Origin of the sequence: Pseudomonas sp. I8001 (assembly GCF_013385345.1) — a bacterium.
Lineage (GTDB): Bacteria > Pseudomonadota > Gammaproteobacteria > Pseudomonadales > Pseudomonadaceae > Aquipseudomonas.
Genome location: NZ_JACAQC010000007.1, coordinates 704,140 through 722,876, shown reverse-complemented (window position 1 = coordinate 722,876; position 18,737 = coordinate 704,140). Strand labels below are relative to the sequence as shown.

General features: G+C 60.3%; 19 protein-coding genes. 4 read left to right on the top strand and 15 right to left on the bottom strand.

Annotation, left to right across the window (positions count from 1 at the left end):
- Positions 1-35: 35 nt before the first annotated feature.
- Genes HX839_RS07890 through HX839_RS07870 form a run of 5 tightly spaced genes read right to left on the bottom strand, consistent with a single transcriptional unit; the run spans position 36 to position 3,953 of the window.
- Positions 36-671, bottom strand: a complete 636-nt coding sequence (locus HX839_RS07890) for an SCO family protein (RefSeq protein WP_008439627.1) — start codon at positions 669-671, stop codon at positions 36-38.
- Positions 668-1,567 (bottom strand): heme o synthase, encoded by a 900-nt coding sequence (cyoE, locus tag HX839_RS07885; protein WP_177066925.1) that lies wholly within the window; start codon positions 1,565-1,567, stop codon positions 668-670. Before cyoE ends, HX839_RS07890 begins: the two co-directional genes overlap by 4 nt.
- Positions 1,555-2,634 carry a heme A synthase gene (locus tag HX839_RS07880; RefSeq protein WP_087694554.1) on the bottom strand — a complete coding sequence of 360 codons (1,080 nt, stop codon included), beginning with the start codon at positions 2,632-2,634 and terminating at the stop codon, positions 1,555-1,557. The genes cyoE and HX839_RS07880 overlap by 13 nt, the downstream gene beginning before the upstream one ends.
- 10 nt (positions 2,635-2,644) lie before the next feature.
- Complete coding sequence (locus tag HX839_RS07875; protein ID WP_023659276.1) at positions 2,645-3,244, bottom strand: hypothetical protein; 600 nt, start codon at positions 3,242-3,244, stop codon at positions 2,645-2,647.
- Positions 3,210-3,953, bottom strand: coding sequence for an SURF1 family protein (locus HX839_RS07870; RefSeq protein WP_177066924.1), 744 nt, complete (start codon positions 3,951-3,953; stop codon positions 3,210-3,212). Before HX839_RS07870 ends, HX839_RS07875 begins: the two co-directional genes overlap by 35 nt.
- Before the next feature lie 84 nt (positions 3,954-4,037).
- On the opposite strand from HX839_RS07870, the gene HX839_RS07865 reads away from it, so the two are divergent.
- Entirely contained in the window at positions 4,038-4,241 is a 204-nt protein-coding gene (locus HX839_RS07865) for a twin transmembrane helix small protein (protein WP_010168612.1), read from the top strand.
- 6 nt (positions 4,242-4,247) lie between these two features.
- Here the strand turns inward: HX839_RS07865 and HX839_RS07860 are convergent, their stop codons facing one another.
- The 4 genes from HX839_RS07860 to coxB form a co-directional block, all read right to left on the bottom strand.
- Positions 4,248-5,135 (bottom strand): cytochrome c oxidase subunit 3, encoded by an 888-nt coding sequence (locus tag HX839_RS07860; protein ID WP_003214849.1) that lies wholly within the window; start codon positions 5,133-5,135, stop codon positions 4,248-4,250.
- Positions 5,136-5,170: 35 nt separating this feature from the next.
- Positions 5,171-5,722 carry a cytochrome c oxidase assembly protein gene (locus HX839_RS07855; RefSeq protein WP_008439615.1) on the bottom strand — a complete coding sequence of 184 codons (552 nt, stop codon included), beginning with the start codon at positions 5,720-5,722 and terminating at the stop codon, positions 5,171-5,173.
- Between the two features lie 141 nt (positions 5,723-5,863).
- Positions 5,864-7,453, bottom strand: a complete 1,590-nt coding sequence (gene ctaD, locus HX839_RS07850) for a cytochrome c oxidase subunit I (RefSeq protein ID WP_003214853.1) — start codon at positions 7,451-7,453, stop codon at positions 5,864-5,866.
- A 58-nt stretch (positions 7,454-7,511) separates the two neighbouring features.
- The gene (gene coxB / locus HX839_RS07845) at positions 7,512-8,639 is read right to left on the bottom strand and encodes a cytochrome c oxidase subunit II (RefSeq protein ID WP_003214854.1); all 1,128 of its coding nucleotides are present in this window, start codon (positions 8,637-8,639) and stop codon (positions 7,512-7,514) included.
- 368 nt (positions 8,640-9,007) lie between these two features.
- Here coxB and HX839_RS07840 point away from each other — a divergent pair, with 368 nt between their 5' ends.
- Positions 9,008-9,655 (top strand): hypothetical protein, encoded by a 648-nt coding sequence (locus tag HX839_RS07840; RefSeq protein WP_177066923.1) that lies wholly within the window; start codon positions 9,008-9,010, stop codon positions 9,653-9,655.
- A gap of 129 nt (positions 9,656-9,784) precedes the next feature.
- Here the strand turns inward: HX839_RS07840 and HX839_RS07835 are convergent, their stop codons facing one another.
- The 3 genes from HX839_RS07835 to HX839_RS07825 form a co-directional block, all read right to left on the bottom strand.
- Complete coding sequence (locus tag HX839_RS07835) at positions 9,785-11,332, bottom strand: SulP family inorganic anion transporter (protein WP_008439613.1); 1,548 nt, start codon at positions 11,330-11,332, stop codon at positions 9,785-9,787.
- A gap of 85 nt (positions 11,333-11,417) precedes the next feature.
- Complete coding sequence (locus HX839_RS07830) at positions 11,418-12,149, bottom strand: carbonic anhydrase (RefSeq protein WP_003214859.1); 732 nt, start codon at positions 12,147-12,149, stop codon at positions 11,418-11,420.
- A gap of 196 nt (positions 12,150-12,345) precedes the next feature.
- On the bottom strand, positions 12,346-13,404 hold the full coding sequence (locus tag HX839_RS07825) for a PA0069 family radical SAM protein (protein ID WP_087694555.1): 1,059 nt from the start codon (positions 13,402-13,404) through the stop codon (positions 12,346-12,348).
- 287 nt (positions 13,405-13,691) lie between these two features.
- Between HX839_RS07825 and HX839_RS07820 the strand changes: the two genes are divergently transcribed.
- The gene (locus tag HX839_RS07820; RefSeq protein WP_177040934.1) at positions 13,692-13,877 is read left to right on the top strand and encodes a hypothetical protein; all 186 of its coding nucleotides are present in this window, start codon (positions 13,692-13,694) and stop codon (positions 13,875-13,877) included.
- Positions 13,878-13,931: 54 nt separating this feature from the next.
- Here HX839_RS07820 and HX839_RS07815 read toward each other — a convergent pair whose 3' ends face one another.
- From HX839_RS07815 to HX839_RS07805, 3 genes are read right to left on the bottom strand one after another with little or no spacing between them, the layout of a single operon-like run.
- Complete coding sequence (locus tag HX839_RS07815) at positions 13,932-15,215, bottom strand: cytochrome c (RefSeq protein ID WP_177066922.1); 1,284 nt, start codon at positions 15,213-15,215, stop codon at positions 13,932-13,934.
- A 12-nt stretch (positions 15,216-15,227) separates the two neighbouring features.
- A complete protein-coding gene (locus tag HX839_RS07810; protein ID WP_003214867.1) occupies positions 15,228-17,012 on the bottom strand; it encodes a GMC family oxidoreductase in 1,785 nt (594 codons plus the stop codon).
- A gap of 2 nt (positions 17,013-17,014) precedes the next feature.
- Positions 17,015-17,755, bottom strand: a complete 741-nt coding sequence (locus tag HX839_RS07805; protein ID WP_017477951.1) for a gluconate 2-dehydrogenase subunit 3 family protein — start codon at positions 17,753-17,755, stop codon at positions 17,015-17,017.
- A 284-nt stretch (positions 17,756-18,039) separates the two neighbouring features.
- On the opposite strand from HX839_RS07805, the gene HX839_RS07800 reads away from it, so the two are divergent.
- Positions 18,040-18,726, top strand: coding sequence for a tyrosine-protein phosphatase (locus HX839_RS07800; RefSeq protein ID WP_003214870.1), 687 nt, complete (start codon positions 18,040-18,042; stop codon positions 18,724-18,726).
- Positions 18,727-18,737: the final 11 nt, after the last annotated feature.

The window sequence follows — 18,737 nt, the reverse complement described above, 5'->3', positions numbered from 1 at the left end:
TTTGATTTGTGTCGCTCAGAAAATGGTCGGCAAGCTTATTTACGCTGCAACAACCCCGGGAACTGCGCTACCAGCTTCTGGTTGTTCAACGGCGCCCGGATAAACCCGCGTTGCGTTCCATCCGGACCGATCAGCGCGAGGTTGCCGCTGTGGTCGACGGTGTAGTTGGGCTTGCTGGTGTCTGCCGGAATAAACGGAATGCTCACCGCATTCGAAACCTTCTGCACATCGTCCACACTCGCACCGGTCAGGCCCTCGAACTGTGGATCGAAGTAGCCCAGGTACTGCTTGAGCTGCGCCGGTGTATCGCGGTTCGGGTCAACGCTGACCAAAATCACCTGCAACTTATCCACAACGTCTTTGGGCAGCTCGCTCTTGATCTGCCGCAGTTGGGCGAGAGTGGTCGGACAGATGTCCGGGCAGAAGGTGTAGCCGAAGAACAGCACGCTCCACTTGCCTTTCAGCTCGTTGACCACCACCGGCTGGCCGTCCTGGTTGGTCATGGTCACCGGTGGCAACTGGCGGCTTTGCGGCAGCAGGATGATGCCGGCATCGATCAAGGCCGTCGGGTCGCCCTGGCCTTTGCCACTCAGGACTTTGTTGACGGTCAGGCCCATGATCAACGCGACAATGGCCACCAGAATGAAGACAGTTTTTTGAGTTCGAGTCATAGGTTCAACAATAGGTAATGGTCTACGAGCAGGGCGATAAACAGCGCGAACAAGTACCAGATAGAGTACTTGAAGGTGTTGATCGCCGCGTGCGGCCGACTGCCACGGTACAGCACCCAGGCCCATTGCAGAAAGCGCCCGCCCAGAACCAGTGCGCACACCAGGTACAGCATGCCGCTCATGTGGATGACATAGGGCATCAGGCTGACCGCCAGCAAGGCGAAGGTGTAGAGCAGGATATGCACCTTGGTGTAGTGCTCGCCGTGGGTCACGGGCAGCATCGGGATGTCGGCCTTGGCGTATTCCTCCTTGCGGTGAATCGCCAGGGCCCAGAAGTGCGGCGGGGTCCAGGCGAAGATGATCAGCACCAGCAGCAACGGCTCGGCGCTGACGTGGCCGGTGACGGCGACCCAGCCCAGCAACGGCGGCGCGGCGCCGGCGAGGCCGCCGATAACGATGTTCTGCGGCGTCGCACGCTTGAGAAAGCCGGTGTAGATCACCGCATAACCCAACAGCGAGGCCAGGGTCAGCCAGGCGGCCAGCGGATTGGTAAACGCCAGCAACAGCGCCAGCCCGGCCACCGCCAGCACCATCGCAAAAACAAGCGCCGCCACAGGCGATACGCGCCCTTCCGCCAGCGGGCGCTTATGGGTACGCGCCATCAGCGCATCGATGCGCCGGTCCACCACATGGTTGACCGCCGCCGCGCCGCCGGCACACAGCGCGATCCCCAGGTTGCCGAAAATCAGCACCGGCCACGGTACCCCGGCGCGGGTGGCGAGGAACATGCCCACCAGCGAGGTGATGAGCATCAGCACCACCACTTTTGGCTTGGTCAGCTCCAGATAGTCACGCCAGATCGCCTGGCTGTGACGCTCGCAGATCAAGGTCGCCATGGCATCTCTCCTTTAATGGTTATGAGGCCCGACACGTGTTTACGCGGGCTGAAGCGCCAGCCGAACGGCAACTGATGTCGCACCCGAACCAGGCTGGTACGGGCGTGGTAATTGACCAGCACCAGCGTCAGCAGCAACGCCGCGCCGCCGGCGTTATGCGCGACCGCAACCGGCAGCGGCAGGTGGAAGTACACGTTGCTCAGGCCCAGGCAGAGTTGCGCCGCCAGGGCGATCAGCAACAGGCCGGCCAGGCGAGTCATGCCGACCACCTTGAGCTGCCAGGCCAGGCCCAGCAACACGACAGTGACCAGCAGCGCGCCAATCCGGTGGGTGAGGTGAATCGCCGTGCGCGCATCACTGTCCAGTTGCCCGCCGAGGTAATTGGGGCCGATATGCTGGGTCAGGTGAAAGCCATTGGCGAAATCCGCCGCCGGCCACCATTGCCCGTGACAGGTCGGCAGGTCGATACACGCCACGGCTGCGTAGTTGGAGCTGACCCATCCACCCAGCGCGATCTGGCCGATCACCAGCACCAGCCCGGCCGTGGCCCAATACTGCAAACGCCTGGGCACGATCAGCGCCGGCAATACGCCGGACAATCGCAGCGTCAGTAAGAACAGCAGGCTCAACGTCGCAAACCCGCCCAATAAATGCCCGGTGACCACTTGCGGCCAGAGCTTCAGCGTCACCGTCCACATACCAAACGCTGCCTGGGCGAACACCACCGCCAACAGGAACAACGGCAGCTTCAACGGCTGGCCCGGATGATGCCGATGGGTCCAGGCGCGCGCCGCCAGCAGCACGATCAACAGCCCGAGGGTGCCGGCGAAGTAACGGTGGGTCATCTCGTTCCAGCCCTTGTCCGCCTCGACCGGCGTGTCCGGGTAATGCAGTTCGGCATGGGCCAGCTGGGCTTCGCTTTTCGGCACGCTGATAAAGCCATAGCAACCCGGCCAGTCCGGGCAACCGAGACCCGCGTGGGTGAGGCGGGTATAGGCGCCCAGCAGCACCACGATCAGGGCCAGCAGGGTGGCAAACAGCGCGAGGCGAAATCCAGGTTTGGCCATGACGGTGTCCTTATCCGATGTTCGACAGTTTCAGCAGCAGGCGTAGGTCGTTGAGCAGGTCCTTGCCCTTGACCCGGGCGTCGTAGCGCAGCACCAGGTTGCCGTGGGGGTCGACGATCCACAGTTGGGCATCGCCGCTGCCTTGGGCGGCGGCGTCTTTGTTGAAGGTCGACAGGTCCAGGGAATAGCGTTGCAGTTGCGGGTATTCGGCCTTGAGTTTGGCGTCATACGCGGTGCTGACCGGCTGCGCACTGGCCAGGGCGTGGCTGGCGCGGGAGGCATCACGGCCCAGGCCGATCTGGAGTTGGCGTGCGAGGTACACCAGTTGCTGGCAGTCGGCGGCGCAGGCGGTGGGCGCGGTGACCAGCAGTTGCCAGCGGTCTTCGTCAGCCTGCACGCCAATGTCGGCACGGGTCTGGCCATTGCCGATCATCTCGCCGTGGTAACTGCGGCTGTCCGGCACCCAGAACTGCAATTTGTACATAAAGGTGGCGAGCACCATCGGGCCGACCACCATCAGCAGGATCAGGATCAGTTGCCAACGGCCCTTGCGCCGATTGGGCGCTGCCGGCGTGTCAGACATGTTGAGTGGATTCATGGCCGCTCCCATGGCGCTTCTCCTTTTTTGTGTTGTGCCATCCGAGGTAGAGGTAAAGGCCGAACAGCGCCACCGCCATGGCGAACCACTGCACGGCGTAGCCCAGGTGTTTTTCCGGGCCCATGGCGACCACGGGCCAGCTGGTTTCGTAGGTGGCCGGGCCCGCTTCAGCCCGCACTTCATAGGCGAATCCGCTGCGACCCAACTCGGTCCACAGCGCTGCGGGATGCAGCGCGGTCAACAATCGTGGCCACTGTGCGCCCGCCGGATCGGCATGCAACTGGAAGGTCTCGCCAGGCGCCACATAGACCCAGGCGTCGAGATTCAACAGTTGTTCGGGAGTGGTGAAAACCGGCGGTGTACGGCGGTCCGGCCAGGGCAGCCAGCCACGATTGAGCAATAGCCACTCGCCGCTGGCCTGATCATGGAAAGGTTGCAGTAGCTCCACACCGACCTTGCCGTCGCGAAAGCGGTTATCCAGCAACACGCTGTGCTCGGCATCGAACTGCCCGCGCAAATGCACACGACGGAACGCCGGATCTTCGGTGGCCTGCAGTTGCGTACTGCTCATGGGCTCGGCAGCGCGGCGCTCGGCGTAAGTGTCCAGCAGCGCCTGTTTTTCGTGACCGCGAGACAGCTGCCAAAAGCCGAGAAATACCAGTAACGGCAGCAGCACGAGTACCACCAGCGTCGGCGCAATACCGGGGCGAAAGGGTTTCATGGCATTGCCGCAGAGGTCGGTGCTGCGCTGGCTATACTGAATCTCATTGCTCGCCCCCTCCAAAAAAGAGCCCCGGAGCCCACCATGCTCAAAGCAGCCATTGCCCTGATGCTGATTGCTACCGTCGTGAGCCTGTTCAGTGGCTTGTTCTTCCTGGTCAAGGACGAGGGCAACTCCAACCGCCTCGTCACTGCCTTGACCGTGCGTGTGGTGCTGGCCGTGATCACCCTGGGGTTGATCACCTGGGGTTTCTTCAGCGGCCAACTGGTATCTCATGCGCCCTGGTGAAACACCTCAAAGCACGTAAACGAAGAAAAACAGCCCGATCCACACCACGTCCACAAAGTGCCAATACCAACTGGCCGCCTCGAACCCGAACTGGTGTTCGTTGTTGAAATGCCCCTTCAGGATGCGCATCAGCATCACAAACAAAATGATCGTGCCGATGGTCACGTGGGCACCGTGGAAGCCGGTGAGCATGAAGAAGGTCGCGCCGTACACGCCGGAACCCAGGGTCAGGCCCAACTCCTTATAGGCATGGATGTATTCCTCGGCCTGGAACCCGAGAAACGCCCAACCCAGCAACACGGTGATCGCCAGCCAGATCTTCAGTGCGCCGCGATGGCCTTTGCGCAAGGCATGGTGGGCGATAGTGATGGTCACGCTGGAGCTGACCAGCAAGATCGTGTTGATCAGCGGCAAGCCCCACGGGCTGATGGTGCCCTTGGGCGCCGGAAACATTTTCGGGTCAGGATTGTTCAGCAGCGGCCAGGCAAATTCGAAGTTCGGCCACAGCATGTGCGCGATGCCCTTGTGGCCTTCGCCCGCCAGCCACGGCGCCGACATGTGCCGCACATAAAACAGCGCACCGAAAAACGCGATGAAGAACATCACTTCGGAAAAGATGAACCAGGTCATGCCCCAGCGAAAGGAGCGGTCCATCTGCGAACTGTACAAACCGGCGCGACTTTCCTTGATCACCGCGCCGAACCAGCCAAACATCATGTAGGCCAGCAGCAAGCCACCGACGAAAAAGATCAGCGGGCCGTGGGATTCCGGGCGTGCGGCCTTCAAATCGTTGAACCAGGTCGCCAATCCGAACACCGTGATCAGCATCCCCAACGTAGCAATTATTGGCCATTTGCTTTGCGCTGGTACGTAGTACGTATCATGAGTCGACATGTATTCGTTCTCCTAATCGAGCCCGCAAGCAACGCCTAGCCGCCGGTATGGACAGCCACGGGCGGTTGGCGCGCGGTGATATCGAACAGCGTGTACGCCAGGGTCAAATGCTTCACATCCTTGGGCATGTCGCGGTCGACAATGAAGCGCACCGGCATCTCTATGCGCTGACCTGGCTGTAGCACTTGCTGGGTGAAGCAAAAACACTCGGTCTTGTGGAAGTACATCGCCGCCTCGGCCGGCGAAATGCTCGGCACCGCCTGGGCGGTCATCGGCTTGTCGGTGGGGTTGTAGGCCACGAACAGCATCTCGGTGACTGCGCCGGGATTGACCACCACCTCGTCGGCCTTGGAGTGAAATTCCCAGACCATATCGATGGCATTGGTGGACAGGAACTGCACCCGCACCTGCCGCGTCGGGTCCACCACCTGCTCGCCTTCGTACTGCCCGGCGGTCTTGCCATTGATGCCGAACGCCTTGCACATCACGTCGTAGATCGGCACCAGGGCAAACCCGAAGGCGAACATCGCCACCACCAGGATCAGCAGGCGCGTGACCAGGCGCTTGATAGGCACGGACTCAAGCATGGCGGCCACCTGCGAATGAATGTTCTGCGAATGGCCTTTCTGTGGGAGCTGGCTTGCCTGCGATGCTGGCAACTCGGTCTTTCAGGTACACCGAAGTGATGCCATCGCAGGCAAGCCAGCTCCCACAGGATAGGGAGGTGTTCATTTGACCTCCGGTGGCGTGGTGAAGGTGTGGTACGGCGCGGGCGAAGGAATGCTCCACTCCAGCCCTTCGGCGCCATCCCACGGCTTGGCCGGCGCAGGCGGGCCGCCACGGATGCACTTGATGACGATGAACAGGAAGAAGATCTGCGTCGCGCCAAAGGTGAAGGCACCGATGGAAGAGACCATGTTGAAGTCGGCGAACTGCAGGTTGTAGTCCGGCACCCGACGCGGCATGCCGGCAAGCCCTACGAAGTGCATCGGGAAGAACGCCATGTTCATCCCCACGAACGACAGCCAGAAGTGCAGCTTGCCCAGGGTTTCGTCGTACATGTGGCCGGTCCATTTCGGCAGCCAGTAGTAGGCCGAGGCGAAGATCCCGAAGATCGCCCCAGGCACCAGTACGTAATGGAAGTGCGCCACCACGAAGTAGGTGTCGTGGTACTGGAAATCCGCCGGGGCGATGGCCAGCATCAGCCCGGAGAAACCGCCGATGGTGAACAGAATCACGAAGGCCACCGCGAACAGCATCGGCGTCTCGAAGGTCAGCGAGCCTTGCCACATGGTGCTGACCCAGTTGAACACTTTCACGCCCGTGGGCACCGCGATCAGCAGCGTGGCGTACATGAAGAACAGCTCGCCCACCAGCGGGATGCCCACCACGAACATGTGGTGCGCCCACACGATGAACGACAGGAACGCGATGCTCGCCGTGGCGTACACCATCGAGGTGTAGCCGAACAGCGGCTTGCGCGAGAAGGTCGGGATGATCGAACTGACGGCACCGAACGCCGGCAGGATCATGATGTACACCTCGGGGTGGCCGAAGAACCAGAACACATGCTGGAACAGCACCGGGTCACCACCACCGGCGGCACTGAAGAAGCTGGTGCCGAAGTGGATGTCCATCAGCATCATGGTCACGCAGCCCGCCAGTACCGGCATCACCGCGATCAGCAGGAAGGCTGTGATCAGCCAGGTCCAGACGAACAGCGGCATTTTCATCAACGTCATGCCGGGGGCGCGCAGGTTGAGGATGGTGGCGATGACGTTGATCGCGCCCATGATCGAACTGATGCCCATCAAGTGGATCGCGAAGATGAAGAACGTCACGCTTTCCGGCGCGTAAGTGGTGGAGAGTGGGGCGTAGAAGGTCCAGCCGAAGTTCGGCCCGCCGCCGGGCATGAACAGGGTGGAAACCAGCATCAGGAACGCCGCCGGCAACAGCCAGAAACTGAAGTTGTTCATGCGCGGCAGGGCCATGTCGGGCGCGCCGATCATCAACGGGATCATCCAGTTGGCCAGGCCGACAAACGCTGGCATCACCGCACCGAACACCATCACCAGGCCGTGCATGGTGGTCATCTGATTGAAGAACGCCGGCTCGACGATCTGCAAACCCGGCTGGAACAGCTCGGCACGGATCACCATGGCAAACGAGCCACCAAGCAGGAACATGCAGAAGCTGAACCACAGGTACATCGTGCCGATGTCTTTGTGGTTGGTGGTCAGTACCCAACGCATCAGGCCCTTGGCGGGGCCGTGAGCGTGGTCACCGGCATGACCGTGGTCATCGATCACAGCGCTCATGGCCTTTCTCCTGCGAACGAGTGGGCGGGACGGTTCAGGGAATATGCAATGAAGGAAGTCATTTGCTTTCCGCCTGTTTCAGAGCCAGCACGTCTTTAGGTGTGACCATGTCGCCTTTGTTGTTGCCCCAGGCGTTACGTTCATAGGTCACGACCGCCGCGATATCGACTTCCGACAGTTGCTTGCCGAACGCCGCCATGGCGGTGCCGGGCTTGCCGAAGTACACGCGGTGCAGGTGGTCTTCCTTGGGCCCGGTGGCAATAGGTGAGCCCTTGAGCGCCGGGAACATCGGCGGCAGGCCCTGGCCTTCGGCCTGGTGACAGGCGACGCAGGTGGTGTGGTAGATCTTGTCGCCACGAGCCACCAGCTCATCCAGGGTCCATTCCTTGGAGGTCAGCTCCTTGAGCTTGGCGGCCTCTTCCTTACGCTCGCCGAGCCAGGTGTCGTAGTCGGCCTTGGATTTGACCTCCACCACGATGGGCATGAAGCCGTGGTCCTTGCCGCACAGTTCGGCGCACTGGCCGCGATAGATGCCGGGCTTTTCGATGCGGGTCCAGGCCTCGTTGACGAAGCCGGGAATCGCATCACGCTTCACCGCAAACGCCGGCACCCACCAGGAGTGAATCACGTCCGCAGCGGTCACCAGGAAACGCACCTTGGCACCCACCGGCAGCACCAGCGGCTGGTCGACTTCCAACAGGTAATGCTCACCTTTGACGGCCTGGTTATGGATCTGCTCGGCGGGCGTGGCCAGGTTGCTGAAGAACTCGACATCCTGGCCAAGGTATTTGTAATGCCACTTCCACTGGTAGCCGGTGACCTGGATATCGATATCCGACTCAGTGCTGTCGTAGATGTTGATCAGCGTCTTGGTGGCCGGAATGGCCATCGCCACCAGGATCAGCAAGGGCACCACGGTCCAGAGAATCTCCACCGTCGTACTCTCGTGGAACTTGGCTGCCACCTGTCCCGTGGAGCGCCGGTGAACGATCATCGACCAGAACATCGCGCCAAACACGACGATGCCAATCGCCACACAAATCCAGAAAATGGTCATGTGCAGGTCAAACACGGCGTGACTGACTTCAGTGGCCCCTGGCGCCATATTCGTTGTCCAGGCGGCTTGCGCCTGGCCGAATACTGACCACAACAGGAGGCCCATCCAAACATGTGGATGTCGCGTCATTGCGGGTTCCCCTTATCATTCTTGTTATCCCGCCGGTTTGCACCTGCGGCCAAGGGAGCGGCTTCCATACTGCTTACAACCGCCAGGCCTTGCCTGCTCATGCAGTCGGGCGTCATCAGCTAATTGCGTACAAAATCGAGTATAGACAGCGACCGCCACCCCGCAATGTGATCGGGCAAATGAACGAAAATGAGGAAACGGACCACACAACAGGACCGGTGGCGCGCGTTATCCGACGAACGATGGCAATTTGATATAACGCCAGCGCATAACCATGAAATAATTATGACAAATGCGTCTTAGGCTCTCGTATAAACGAGCTACCTTATGCTCTCCCTATTTCCTACGCCTGCATCACTGGAGCTTTCATGAACACCGCCGCATTGCGCGAGCAGATTTCCCGTGCCCATCAACACGAATCCAGCACTGGCCAGCTTGCTCAGCAGCTGGAAGTTCAGTTACCGCACCTGCACCCGGCGATTTCCGTGCCTGACGTCGACGCCAAGGGCGTGATGACGCGTTTTGTAAGCGCCTACATCGACCAGGTCCCCGATCTGCTGGAGGCGGCCAACGATGTCGCCCGCGAAGCCGGTATTGAAAGCCAGATCAAACCGGTGCTGAAAATCGCCGAGCATTTCTTCCTGCAGCCGCCGGCGATCCTGGCCGGGCATGAAGGCCTGGACGGTTTGCTGGATGAGGCTTACCTGGCGCATCGCCTGGTGGAAGAGGTCAACGATCTGTATATCAAGCACTTCGGCCAGCCGTTGATTCCGCTGGATACCACTGTGGCGAACGTGATTGCCCACCAATTGATCGGCGAGGCGTTTGCCAATCAGCTGGATGAGGCGGTGCACCACGCGGTGGATGAGATGCTTAACGAGGAGAGTTTTGCGCTGGAGTCGGTCGAAGCCTACCGCGACAAGCTCAAGAGCCCGGACACGGAAGCGGCGTGGAAACGCTGGCCGTGCCTGTCGCGGCAGTTGGGCGTGGGTCTTGAGCTGGACCAGCCAGCTTAGATTTGCCGGCTTGCAAAGATCCAATGTGGGAGCGGGCTTGCTCGCGAAAGCGGTGTATCAGAAACACATTCAGTGACTGACACTGCGCCTTCGCGAGCAAGCCCGCTCCCACATTTTGATCCGGTTTCGTCAGCCAACAGACGGCGCCGAGCCTATTCCGGTCGTCGTTCTTACCCGTCCTTCCAACCTGCGCTTCAACCCCCGCGCCTCGATCATCAGCTTCGAGCCCTTGGCCGCATTGGCCCGACCCCATTCCTCCAATAGCTCAAGGCAGGAGTGGTCGATATAACTCAGGTTACTGAGCGGCACATGCAAGGTGGTCCCGGCGGGTACCGTCGACAGCACCTGGGTTAATGCAGGCACTTTGAGAAAGGTCCCGGCCCCCGTCAATCGCAGCTCCATCTCGCCCTCCTGCGGCAGGTCGATCAGGCTTATCTTCAAGCGTGAGGCCTTGAACGCCAGCTTCACCAGCGTCAACCCGAAGCCCACCAACACACCCGTCAGCAGGTCGGTAAAGATGATCGCCAGCGCCGTCGCCGCGTAGGTAAACATCGGCATTCGCCCGTAGCGCGCCAGGCCACGAAACGCCTTCATGTCCACCAGCTTGATCCCGGTGTACACCAGCACACCCGCCAGGCTTGCCACCGGAATGCTTTGCAGCACACTGGACAGCAACAGCACGAACGCCAGCAACCACAAGCCGTGGAACATTGCCGACAAACGCGTGGTAGCGCCGGCCTGGACGTTGGCCGAACTGCGCACGATCACACCGGTCATCGGCAGGGCGCCGACCAGGCCACACAGCATGTTGCCCACGCCTTGTGCCGACAATTCCTTGTCGAAGTCGGAACGCTGGCCACTGTGCATACGGTCGACTGCCGCCGCCGAAAGCAGCGTTTCAGCGCTGGCGATAAAGGCGACGGCGAACGCGGCGATCAACAGATTGGGATCCGCCAGGTTCAACAGGTCGCTGGGGCGCAGCCAATCGATGGCATCCGCGAGGTTTTCCGGCACCTCCACCCGCTTGACCTGCAACGCCAGCACCAGGCTGGTGACTGTCGCCAAACCCACGCCGAGCAGGGCGCCGGGGACGAAGCGCAGCTTTTGCGGGCGAAATTTGTCCCACAACCACATCACCATGATCGTCGACAGCCCGAGCAAACCGGCCTGCCAGCCGAGCCCGCCGCCCAATGTGGGGATCGCCTGGATCAGTGCCGCAGGGAAGCCGGCAAGGTTATCCAGCCCCGAGGGCTTTGGCACACCGTCGAGCATCACGTGTACTTGCGACAGGACAATCAGCACCCCGATCCCCGCCAGCATCCCGTACACCACTGCAGGCGCAGTCACGCGGAACCAGCAGCCCAGGCGCAAACGCCCGGCCACCAATTGCAGGAAGCCCGCCAGCAACAGGATCGGCCCGAGCATGGCCATGCCATGCTGGCGAACCAGTTCGAACACCAACACCGCCAAACCTGCCGCCGGACCGCTGACTTGCAACGGCGACCCCGCCAGCCAACCGACCACCAGGCCACCGATGATCCCGGTGATCAAGCCTTTGGCCGGAGGCATTCCGGACGCGATGGCGATCCCCATGCACAGCGGCAGGGCGACCAGAAACACAACCACGGAAGCCAGCAGCTCCCGTGGCAGCACAGCTTTCAATTGAGCAGCACGCATAATGACTCTCCCGAGGCATTCGCCGGGCGTGGCAAAGCCTGGCTGCTCGAATGGCAGCCATCGCGTTACCCGACAGGGGATTGTTTTAGAAGCGCGCTTTAGGCGTCGCGGATGGAATCGGCTGGGTACCGTTCAAGGGCAGGAACGCTGCCTGATCCGCATCGTAGGCCCTGATTTCGCTGGTCTCGATGTCGTAGACCCAGCCATGGATAAACAAATGCCCGTTGGCCATGCGCGAGGCCACGGAGGGATGAGTGCGCAGGTGCTGCAGTTGGGCGATCACGTTTTCTTCGGTCAGCACGTGCATGCTTTCGTGTTCGTTGGCGCAATCGCAGTTGTCCTGGACCATGGTCTTGGCGACTTCGGCGTGGCGCAGCCAGGCCTTTACCGTGGGCATTTTTTCCAGGCTTTGGGGGTTGAGCACCGCGCGCATGGCGCCGCAGTCGGAGTGGCCGCAAATGATGATGTGCTGCACACCAAGGGCCAGTACCGCGTACTCGATAGCCGTTGAAACACCGCCGTTCATCTGCCCATAAGGCGGCACGACGTTACCGACGTTACGGGTCACGAACAAATCCCCAGGGGAGCTATGGGTGATCAGCTCGGGAACGATGCGCGAGTCGGCGCAGGTAATGAACATCGCCCGCGGGCTCTGGGCCGTGGCGAGTTTTTTGAAGAGCTCTTCCTGCTGGGGAAAGATCTCGTTATGGAAATGCAAAAAGCCTTCAACGATGTGCTGCAGCGCTGCATCGGCGGATTCCGCCTCGTGAGGGGCTGAAGCCGACGCAGCCAACGGCTGTTTATCCTTGTCACTCATAATTCATCCTCTTGGTTGGAGCAGGGGAGTTTTCCAGTGCGGCCGGCGCCCAAACTGAAGCGCCGACTCATTAGTCACTCGATGAACAAGGTACCCGCCGAAACTTAACTCAAACTGAATGAGCCGCTCTAGATCGGGGCTTTCAGTGATATCAAAACGCGACTATTCCTAAAGAAAAGTACGCTTTTCCAGCAGTTTACAATAATGCCATCTGTCTGCCCGGCGGACAAAACGCCGTGCAATCCAGATTAAACCCTTCCCGCCGGTTGAGCCCCAATCGTTTGATCGCCTTGGCGAAACGTTGCGCCAGCAAATCGGCAAACGGCCCTTCGCCACGCATGCGTACACCGAAGCGGCTGTCGTAGACCTCACCGCCGCGCACCTGCCGCACCAGGCTCATCACATGGGCCGCGCGCTGCGGGTAATGGGCCGCCAGCCATTCCTCAAACAGCGGCGCCACCTCCAGAGGCAAACGCAGCATCATGTACGCCGCGCTCTGTGCCCCCGCGGCATGAGCTTCGGCCAGCAGGCTTTCCAGCTCGCTGTCGTTGATCATCGGGATCATCGGCGAACACAGCACGCCCACCGGGATCCCCGCCTCACGCATCACCCGGATCGCCCGCAGCCGGGCCTTGGGCGCAGCCGTGCGCGGTTCGAGGATGCGCTTGAGTTCATCGTCCAGGCTGGTGAGGCTGATCATCACCGCCACCAGCCGCTGCTGCGCCAGCTCGGTCAGCAGGTCGAGGTCCCGCAGGATCAGCGAGCCCTTGGTAATGATCGTCACCGGATGACGGTAGCGCAGCAGCACTTCGAGGGTTTGCCGGGTGATCTTGTACTCGCGCTCGATGGGCTGGTACGGGTCGGTGTTGGAGCCCAGGTTGATCGGCGCGCAGGTGTAGCCCGGTTTCGACAGTTGCTGCTCAAGCACCTCGGCGGCGTTGGTCTTGGCGATCAGCTTGGTTTCGAAGTCCAGCCCCGGCGACAGGTCCCAATACGCGTGGCTGGGCCGCGCATAGCAGTAGATACAACCATGCTCGCAGCCGCGATACGGGTTGATCGCCCGGTCAAACGGGATATCCGGCGAGCTGTTGCGGGTAATGATGGTTTTCGCGGTTTCGATACGGACTTCGGTGCCCTGGGTCTGTGGCACTTCCTGATACCAACCGTCGTCTTCCGCCACGCTGACGGTGGGCGCAAAACGGTTGTGCAGGTTGGTGGCCGTGCCGCGCCCGCGAGGCGGCAAAGGGACATTCATAGTCAGACCTCATAAACTGTATCCATATACAGTATTCGAGAAGATCGCTTTTCACCAGCACCACTGGGCGGCGCGGTCTAGCATCGACCTTCGCACGAACGGAATGACACCTTCCTACATGTAACCAAACAAGAAATAAATCGCGACATATGTGACATGGATAAAGTTATTAACACATCGCTATGATCACAACTTAACTCATTACCACCTACAGGATATTTATGTCTCAGGATGAACTACGCTTTACATGCGCAGACTTTGAAAAAGATAACAGCCCGGAAGTATTAATGGAGCGCTTTACCGACGGTAAACTGTCCTACGCCATGTATGCCTCTTCCTCCAACAGGGACGGGCACTACGACACCACTTCCTCCACCACCGACCTGGATAACGACGGCGACTTCGATGAACAGGACAAGACCATCTTCCTGAACATGGCGAATAGCTTTGTAAAAACCTGCGCCCCTCGATAATTAATCGGCTAGTTGCCAGGCTTATATATAAAACTATAAACCTGGCAACTGACACTACTTCTCTGAAGTTTGATCAGCTTCGGTAGTTACTGCATCTTTTCGCAAGTCTTTCACTTGCGAAGCCTTTACAGTCTCTCCCTTATTACCCCAACTGTCCCGAACGAAACTGACGACATCCGCCACTTCCTGATCCGACAGCCGCCAGGCAAACGCCGGCATGGTGAAGGTCGAAGGTGCCGTATGCGTCGCCGGCAACGTGCCGCCGTTCAACACGATGTTGATCAGCGACGTCGCATCCGCCGTCTGCAATACCGGGTTGCCCGCCAGCGCCGGGAACACGCGGGTGTAGCCGTGGCCGTCGGTACGGTGGCACGCCGCGCAGTTGTCGATGTACACCGAGGCACCCGGCTTGCTGTCATCACCCTTCCACAGCGCATCGGCGACCTGCTTGTCGTATTGGTGCGGCTGATCCTTGGGATCCACCGCCGGCAAGCTCTTGAGGTAACGGGCGATAGCCGTCAGATCCTCTTCCGACATGTACTGCATGCTGTGGACCACAACGTCGCTCATGCCGCCAAACACCGCACTGCGATCACTGCGCCCGGTCTTGAGGAATTGCACCAGTTGCTCCTCGCTCCAGCTACCCAGGCCGTCCTTGTGATCACCCCGCAGGCTCTTGGCAATCCAGCCTTCCAGCGGTGCGCTGCCGGAAAGGAAAGCGGTACCGTCGGATGCACTCAGGGATTTTTCCTGCATGGTCAGGGCCCGTGGCGTATGGCAGGCACCGCAGTGGCCAAGGCCCTCTACCAGATAAGCGCCACGGCTGATCACCGGGTCGGCGCCCGCCTGGGCCTGGTAGTCCTCAACCTTGGGGGCGAACATCCAGCGCCACCCGGCCAACGGCCAACGCATGCTCAACGGCCAGGGAATGTCGCTGTCCTTGTTCACCTGCGCCACCGGCTCCACGCCCTTCATGAAGTACGCGTACAGCGCCTGCATGTCGCTTTCGCTGACCCGCGCGTAAGACGGGTAGGGCATCGCCGGGTAAAGCGTACTACCGTCCTTGGCGACGCCATGGCGCACAGCCTGGTCGAAGTCTTCGAAGCTGTAGTCGCCCAGGCCGGTTTTATCCGGGGTGATGTTGGTGGAGTAGATGGTGCCGATCGGGGTTTCCATCGGCAGGCCACCGGCGAACGGTTTGCCGCCCTTGGCGGTGTGGCAGGCCACGCAGTCACCGGCGCGAGCCAGGTATTCACCCTGTTTGACCAGATCGGTTTCAGCCGCACTCACCGAGCAGCTGCTGAACAAAGCCAGGGACGCGATAACAAATGCTTTCATGGTCATCGCTCCTTATGCCTGAACCAGTGGGCCGGGGTTTTTCAGGTACTGCTCGCGAATTGCCCGCGCCGACCAGTAGGTCAATGCCGCCACCAGGCCCGTAGGGTTGTAGCCCAAGCCTTGTGGGAACGCGGAAGCGCCCGGGACAAACACGTTGTGTACGTCCCAGCACTGCAGGTAGCGGTTCAAGGCACTGGTTTTCGGGTCGGTGCCCATGATCGCGCCACCGTTGAGGTGGGTGGTCTGGTAAGACGCGGTGTTGAAGTGCTCGCCCACCTTTTTGCCCAGCAAGGCAATCGCCTTGGGGTTCATCGCTTCGGCGATCTTGCTCATTTTTTCGACCATGAAGCGGTTCATCTTGATGTCGTTTTCCTGCCAGTCGAAGGTCATGCGCAGCAGCGGCAGGCCGTAGGCATCGCGGTAAACCGGGTCCAGGTCGAGGTAGTTGCCACGGTAGGATTGGTGGGCGCCATGGGCATCCATCGACACCTGATGGGTGTAGTAATCAGCCGTGGCGCGCTTCCACGCGCTGCCCCAGGCCGGCGTGCCCGGCGGGTTGGAGGTACCCGCAATCGGCCGGCTGCCCGCCTGGTTGACCCACATCGGCGAGCCGCCCACAAAGCCGTGAGGCCCATGGTCGAAGTTGTCGGCGTTGAAGTCATCGACCGCCACGCCATTGCCGCCGGCACCGATAAAGTTGTTGGTGTGCACGTCCTTGTCGAAGAACGCCTTGATGGTGGCCATGTTCTGGTAGGCGAAGTTGCGGCCCACCACGCCCTCACCGGAGATCGGGTCGTAGGGTTTGCCGATGCCCGACAGCAGCATCAGGCGCACGTTGTTGAACTGGAAGGAACCGAGGATCACCAGGTCCGCCGGCTGCTCGCATTCCCGCCCCTGGGCGTCGACATACGTCACGCCGGTCGCCTTGCTCCTGGTGCTGTCGAGATTGACCTTCAGCACGTGGGAATTGGGCCGCAGTTCGAACTTGGGTTCCTGGCGCAAGGCCGGCAGGATGTTCACGTTCGGCGAAGCCTTGGAATACATGTAGCAGACATAACCGCTGCAGAAGCCGCAGAAGTTGCACGGGCCCATCTGGGCACCGTAAGGGTTGGTGTACGGCCCCGATGTATTCGCGGAAGGCAGGTTGTAGGGTTTGTACCCCACGGCCGTGGCGGCCTTCTGGAACAGCTGTGCAGAGACGGTGTTCTTCTGCGATTCCAGCGGGAAATGGTTCGAGCGATCCGGTGCGTAAGGGTTGCCGCCCTTGCCTTCGCCCACCAACTGGCCTTTCACCGTCCAGGCTTGCCCGGAGGTGCCGAAGACTTTCTCGGCATAGTCGAAGAATGGTTCCAGCTCTTCATAGCTGACGCCGAAATCCTGGATGGTCATGTCCTTGGGAATGAAGTTTTTCCCGTAGCGCTCTTCGTAATGGCTGCGCATGCGCAACTCGATTGGGTCCACCCGAAAGTGCACGCCGGACCAGTGCAGGCCTGCACCGCCGACACCGTTGCCAGGCAGGAAAGCGCCCAGTTGGCGGTTGGGCATCGCCACGTCATTCACGCTATGGCGAATGGTCACGGTTTCCTTGGAGATGTCCTGGAAGAGCTTTTTACGCACGCTGTAGGTCAGTTCGTCGATGACCTGGGGATAGTTGCCGTCCGGGTAGGTGTCCTGCATCGGGCCGCGCTCCAGCGCTACCACGTTGAGGCCAGCTTCCGTCAGCTCCTTGGCCATGATCGCGCCGGTCCAGCCAAAGCCGACAATCACTGCATCCACTTTCTTCATGATGGTCGCCACGTTTACGCCCTCTCGCCACGGATCGAAACAGCCGGGAAGGGGTATTGCTCGTTGCGTTCAACCCAATCCATGAAATCGGCGCGGGCGCCGGGGAAGCCGATCATGGTCCAGCCGACCATGCCTTTGTTGCCACCGTGGACCGGGTCGCAAAAGAACCCTTCCTTGGTGTTTTGCAGCAACAGATTGAAGAAAATCTTCGGCGGGACGCTGTCAAATTGCGCGTCGCCAGCCTCCAGGCGCTGCAACAATTTGTCCTGGGTAGCGCTGTCTTGCTCGGCAAATAACTTACCGTTCATCGCTTTCGACCAGGCGTCCGTGGCAGCAATGCCCAGGCGATAGATCTCCTTGGGCACCAATTTGCTCTGCCAGCCCATTTCAGGCGGCGCGTCGGCATTGAACGGGCCTTGCATGAACCACAGGGCGCCAGCCGCGTACGGCGTGTTCATCTGACGGTCGATATATTCCGGCGCACCGGCTTCCAGGGCGCCTGGGCCCTGGTCGTCCGCCGGGATCAGGCGCGCAACGGCCGCGTTGATAAAGGCCCATTCCTCGGCAGTGAAATAGCTCGGCTCATAGGCCTTGCTGCTGACGGGCGCCTTCTCCGGGCTGGCTTGAGCCGGTTCGGGAACCGCCATCAGCATCGAACCGCCCAGGCCCGTGCTGGCGACAGTGACCACGGGGATCAAGGTCAAGGATTTGCGTAAAAACTCACGCCGGGGGTTGTCTTGATCTTGATCAGACATGGTGGCACCTCATCATGTGGTCACGGATTTATCAGCCGCTTCGAGGAACGACTTATAGTTTTGGCAGTAAATGGGATCCAAAGGACCCAAGGGGATAGAACACAGCAGCAATCAATAGTTACAAAGGATAGCAGGCTAAGGATTGGGGAAAATCGTTTCAGCGCGAAAAAATCTGCCCGGAGCCGGCTTATTCACGATTCTTTGACGAGTACCTCACACGGCATTGACCCCCTGTAGGCGAATCTGGGCCCCATCAGCCCCTTCCCTATTCGGTTACATCGCGCATGTTCAAGAATCAATTGCTGCCTGCCGTCAGCCTCGTGTTCATGGCGCTGTTCACCACCGCACCGTCCCAGGCCGAAGAGCTCACGCCCATTCGTTCGTTGGAATGGGCCCAGCCGGTGGGCAATCAATACAACCTGTATCAAATGACGCCCACGCTCTATCGCAGCGCGCTGCCGGATAGCGGTGCTGTTCCTGTATTGGAAAAGCTCAAGATCGGTACGGTGATCAACTTTCTGCCCGAGTCCGATGCCAAGTGGCTGAAATCACCCGGTATCAACCAGGTGCAATTGTCCTATCGCACCAACCATGTCGATGACGCCGATGTGCTCGCAGCGTTGCGTGCGATTCAGGATGCCGAAGCCAACGGCCCGGTGCTGATGCACTGCAAACACGGCTCCGACCGCACTGGCCTGGTGGCGGCGATGTATCGGGTGGTGATTCAGGGATGGAGCAAGGAAGATGCGCTGAACGAAATGACCTTGGGCGGCTTTGGCGCCAGTAGCGGCTTCAAGGACGGTGTTCGCTACATGATGAGGGCCGATGTCGACAAGTTACGCACCGCACTGGCCAACGGCGAATGCAGCACCAGCGCCTTTGCGCTGTGCTCGATGAAAAGCTGGCTGAATACCGCGGACAACGCCAAAGACCCGGCCGAGGAAAAAACCGCCTGGGTGGTCGCTCCCTGAGCCATCAACCC

Excerpts from the sequence above, each read along its gene's own strand:
- HX839_RS07890 (WP_008439627.1), bottom strand. The coding sequence starts at position 671 with ATGACTCGAACTCAAAAAACTGTCTTCATTCTGGTGGCCATTGTCGCG.
- cyoE (WP_177066925.1), bottom strand. The coding sequence starts at position 1,567 with ATGGCGACCTTGATCTGCGAGCGTCACAGCCAGGCGATCTGGCGTGAC.
- HX839_RS07880 (WP_087694554.1), bottom strand. The coding sequence starts at position 2,634 with ATGGCCAAACCTGGATTTCGCCTCGCGCTGTTTGCCACCCTGCTGGCC.
- HX839_RS07875 (WP_023659276.1), bottom strand. The coding sequence starts at position 3,244 with ATGGGAGCGGCCATGAATCCACTCAACATGTCTGACACGCCGGCAGCG.
- HX839_RS07870 (WP_177066924.1), bottom strand. The coding sequence starts at position 3,953 with ATGAAACCCTTTCGCCCCGGTATTGCGCCGACGCTGGTGGTACTCGTG.
- HX839_RS07865 (WP_010168612.1), top strand. The coding sequence starts at position 4,038 with ATGCTCAAAGCAGCCATTGCCCTGATGCTGATTGCTACCGTCGTGAGC.
- HX839_RS07860 (WP_003214849.1), bottom strand. The coding sequence starts at position 5,135 with ATGTCGACTCATGATACGTACTACGTACCAGCGCAAAGCAAATGGCCA.
- HX839_RS07855 (WP_008439615.1), bottom strand. The coding sequence starts at position 5,722 with ATGCTTGAGTCCGTGCCTATCAAGCGCCTGGTCACGCGCCTGCTGATC.
- ctaD (WP_003214853.1), bottom strand. The coding sequence starts at position 7,453 with ATGAGCGCTGTGATCGATGACCACGGTCATGCCGGTGACCACGCTCAC.
- coxB (WP_003214854.1), bottom strand. The coding sequence starts at position 8,639 with ATGACGCGACATCCACATGTTTGGATGGGCCTCCTGTTGTGGTCAGTA.
- HX839_RS07840 (WP_177066923.1), top strand. The coding sequence starts at position 9,008 with ATGAACACCGCCGCATTGCGCGAGCAGATTTCCCGTGCCCATCAACAC.
- HX839_RS07835 (WP_008439613.1), bottom strand. The coding sequence starts at position 11,332 with ATGCGTGCTGCTCAATTGAAAGCTGTGCTGCCACGGGAGCTGCTGGCT.
- HX839_RS07830 (WP_003214859.1), bottom strand. The coding sequence starts at position 12,149 with ATGAGTGACAAGGATAAACAGCCGTTGGCTGCGTCGGCTTCAGCCCCT.
- HX839_RS07825 (WP_087694555.1), bottom strand. The coding sequence starts at position 13,404 with ATGAATGTCCCTTTGCCGCCTCGCGGGCGCGGCACGGCCACCAACCTG.
- HX839_RS07820 (WP_177040934.1), top strand. The coding sequence starts at position 13,692 with ATGGAGCGCTTTACCGACGGTAAACTGTCCTACGCCATGTATGCCTCT.
- HX839_RS07815 (WP_177066922.1), bottom strand. The coding sequence starts at position 15,215 with ATGAAAGCATTTGTTATCGCGTCCCTGGCTTTGTTCAGCAGCTGCTCG.
- HX839_RS07805 (WP_017477951.1), bottom strand. The coding sequence starts at position 17,755 with ATGTCTGATCAAGATCAAGACAACCCCCGGCGTGAGTTTTTACGCAAA.
- HX839_RS07800 (WP_003214870.1), top strand. The coding sequence starts at position 18,040 with ATGTTCAAGAATCAATTGCTGCCTGCCGTCAGCCTCGTGTTCATGGCG.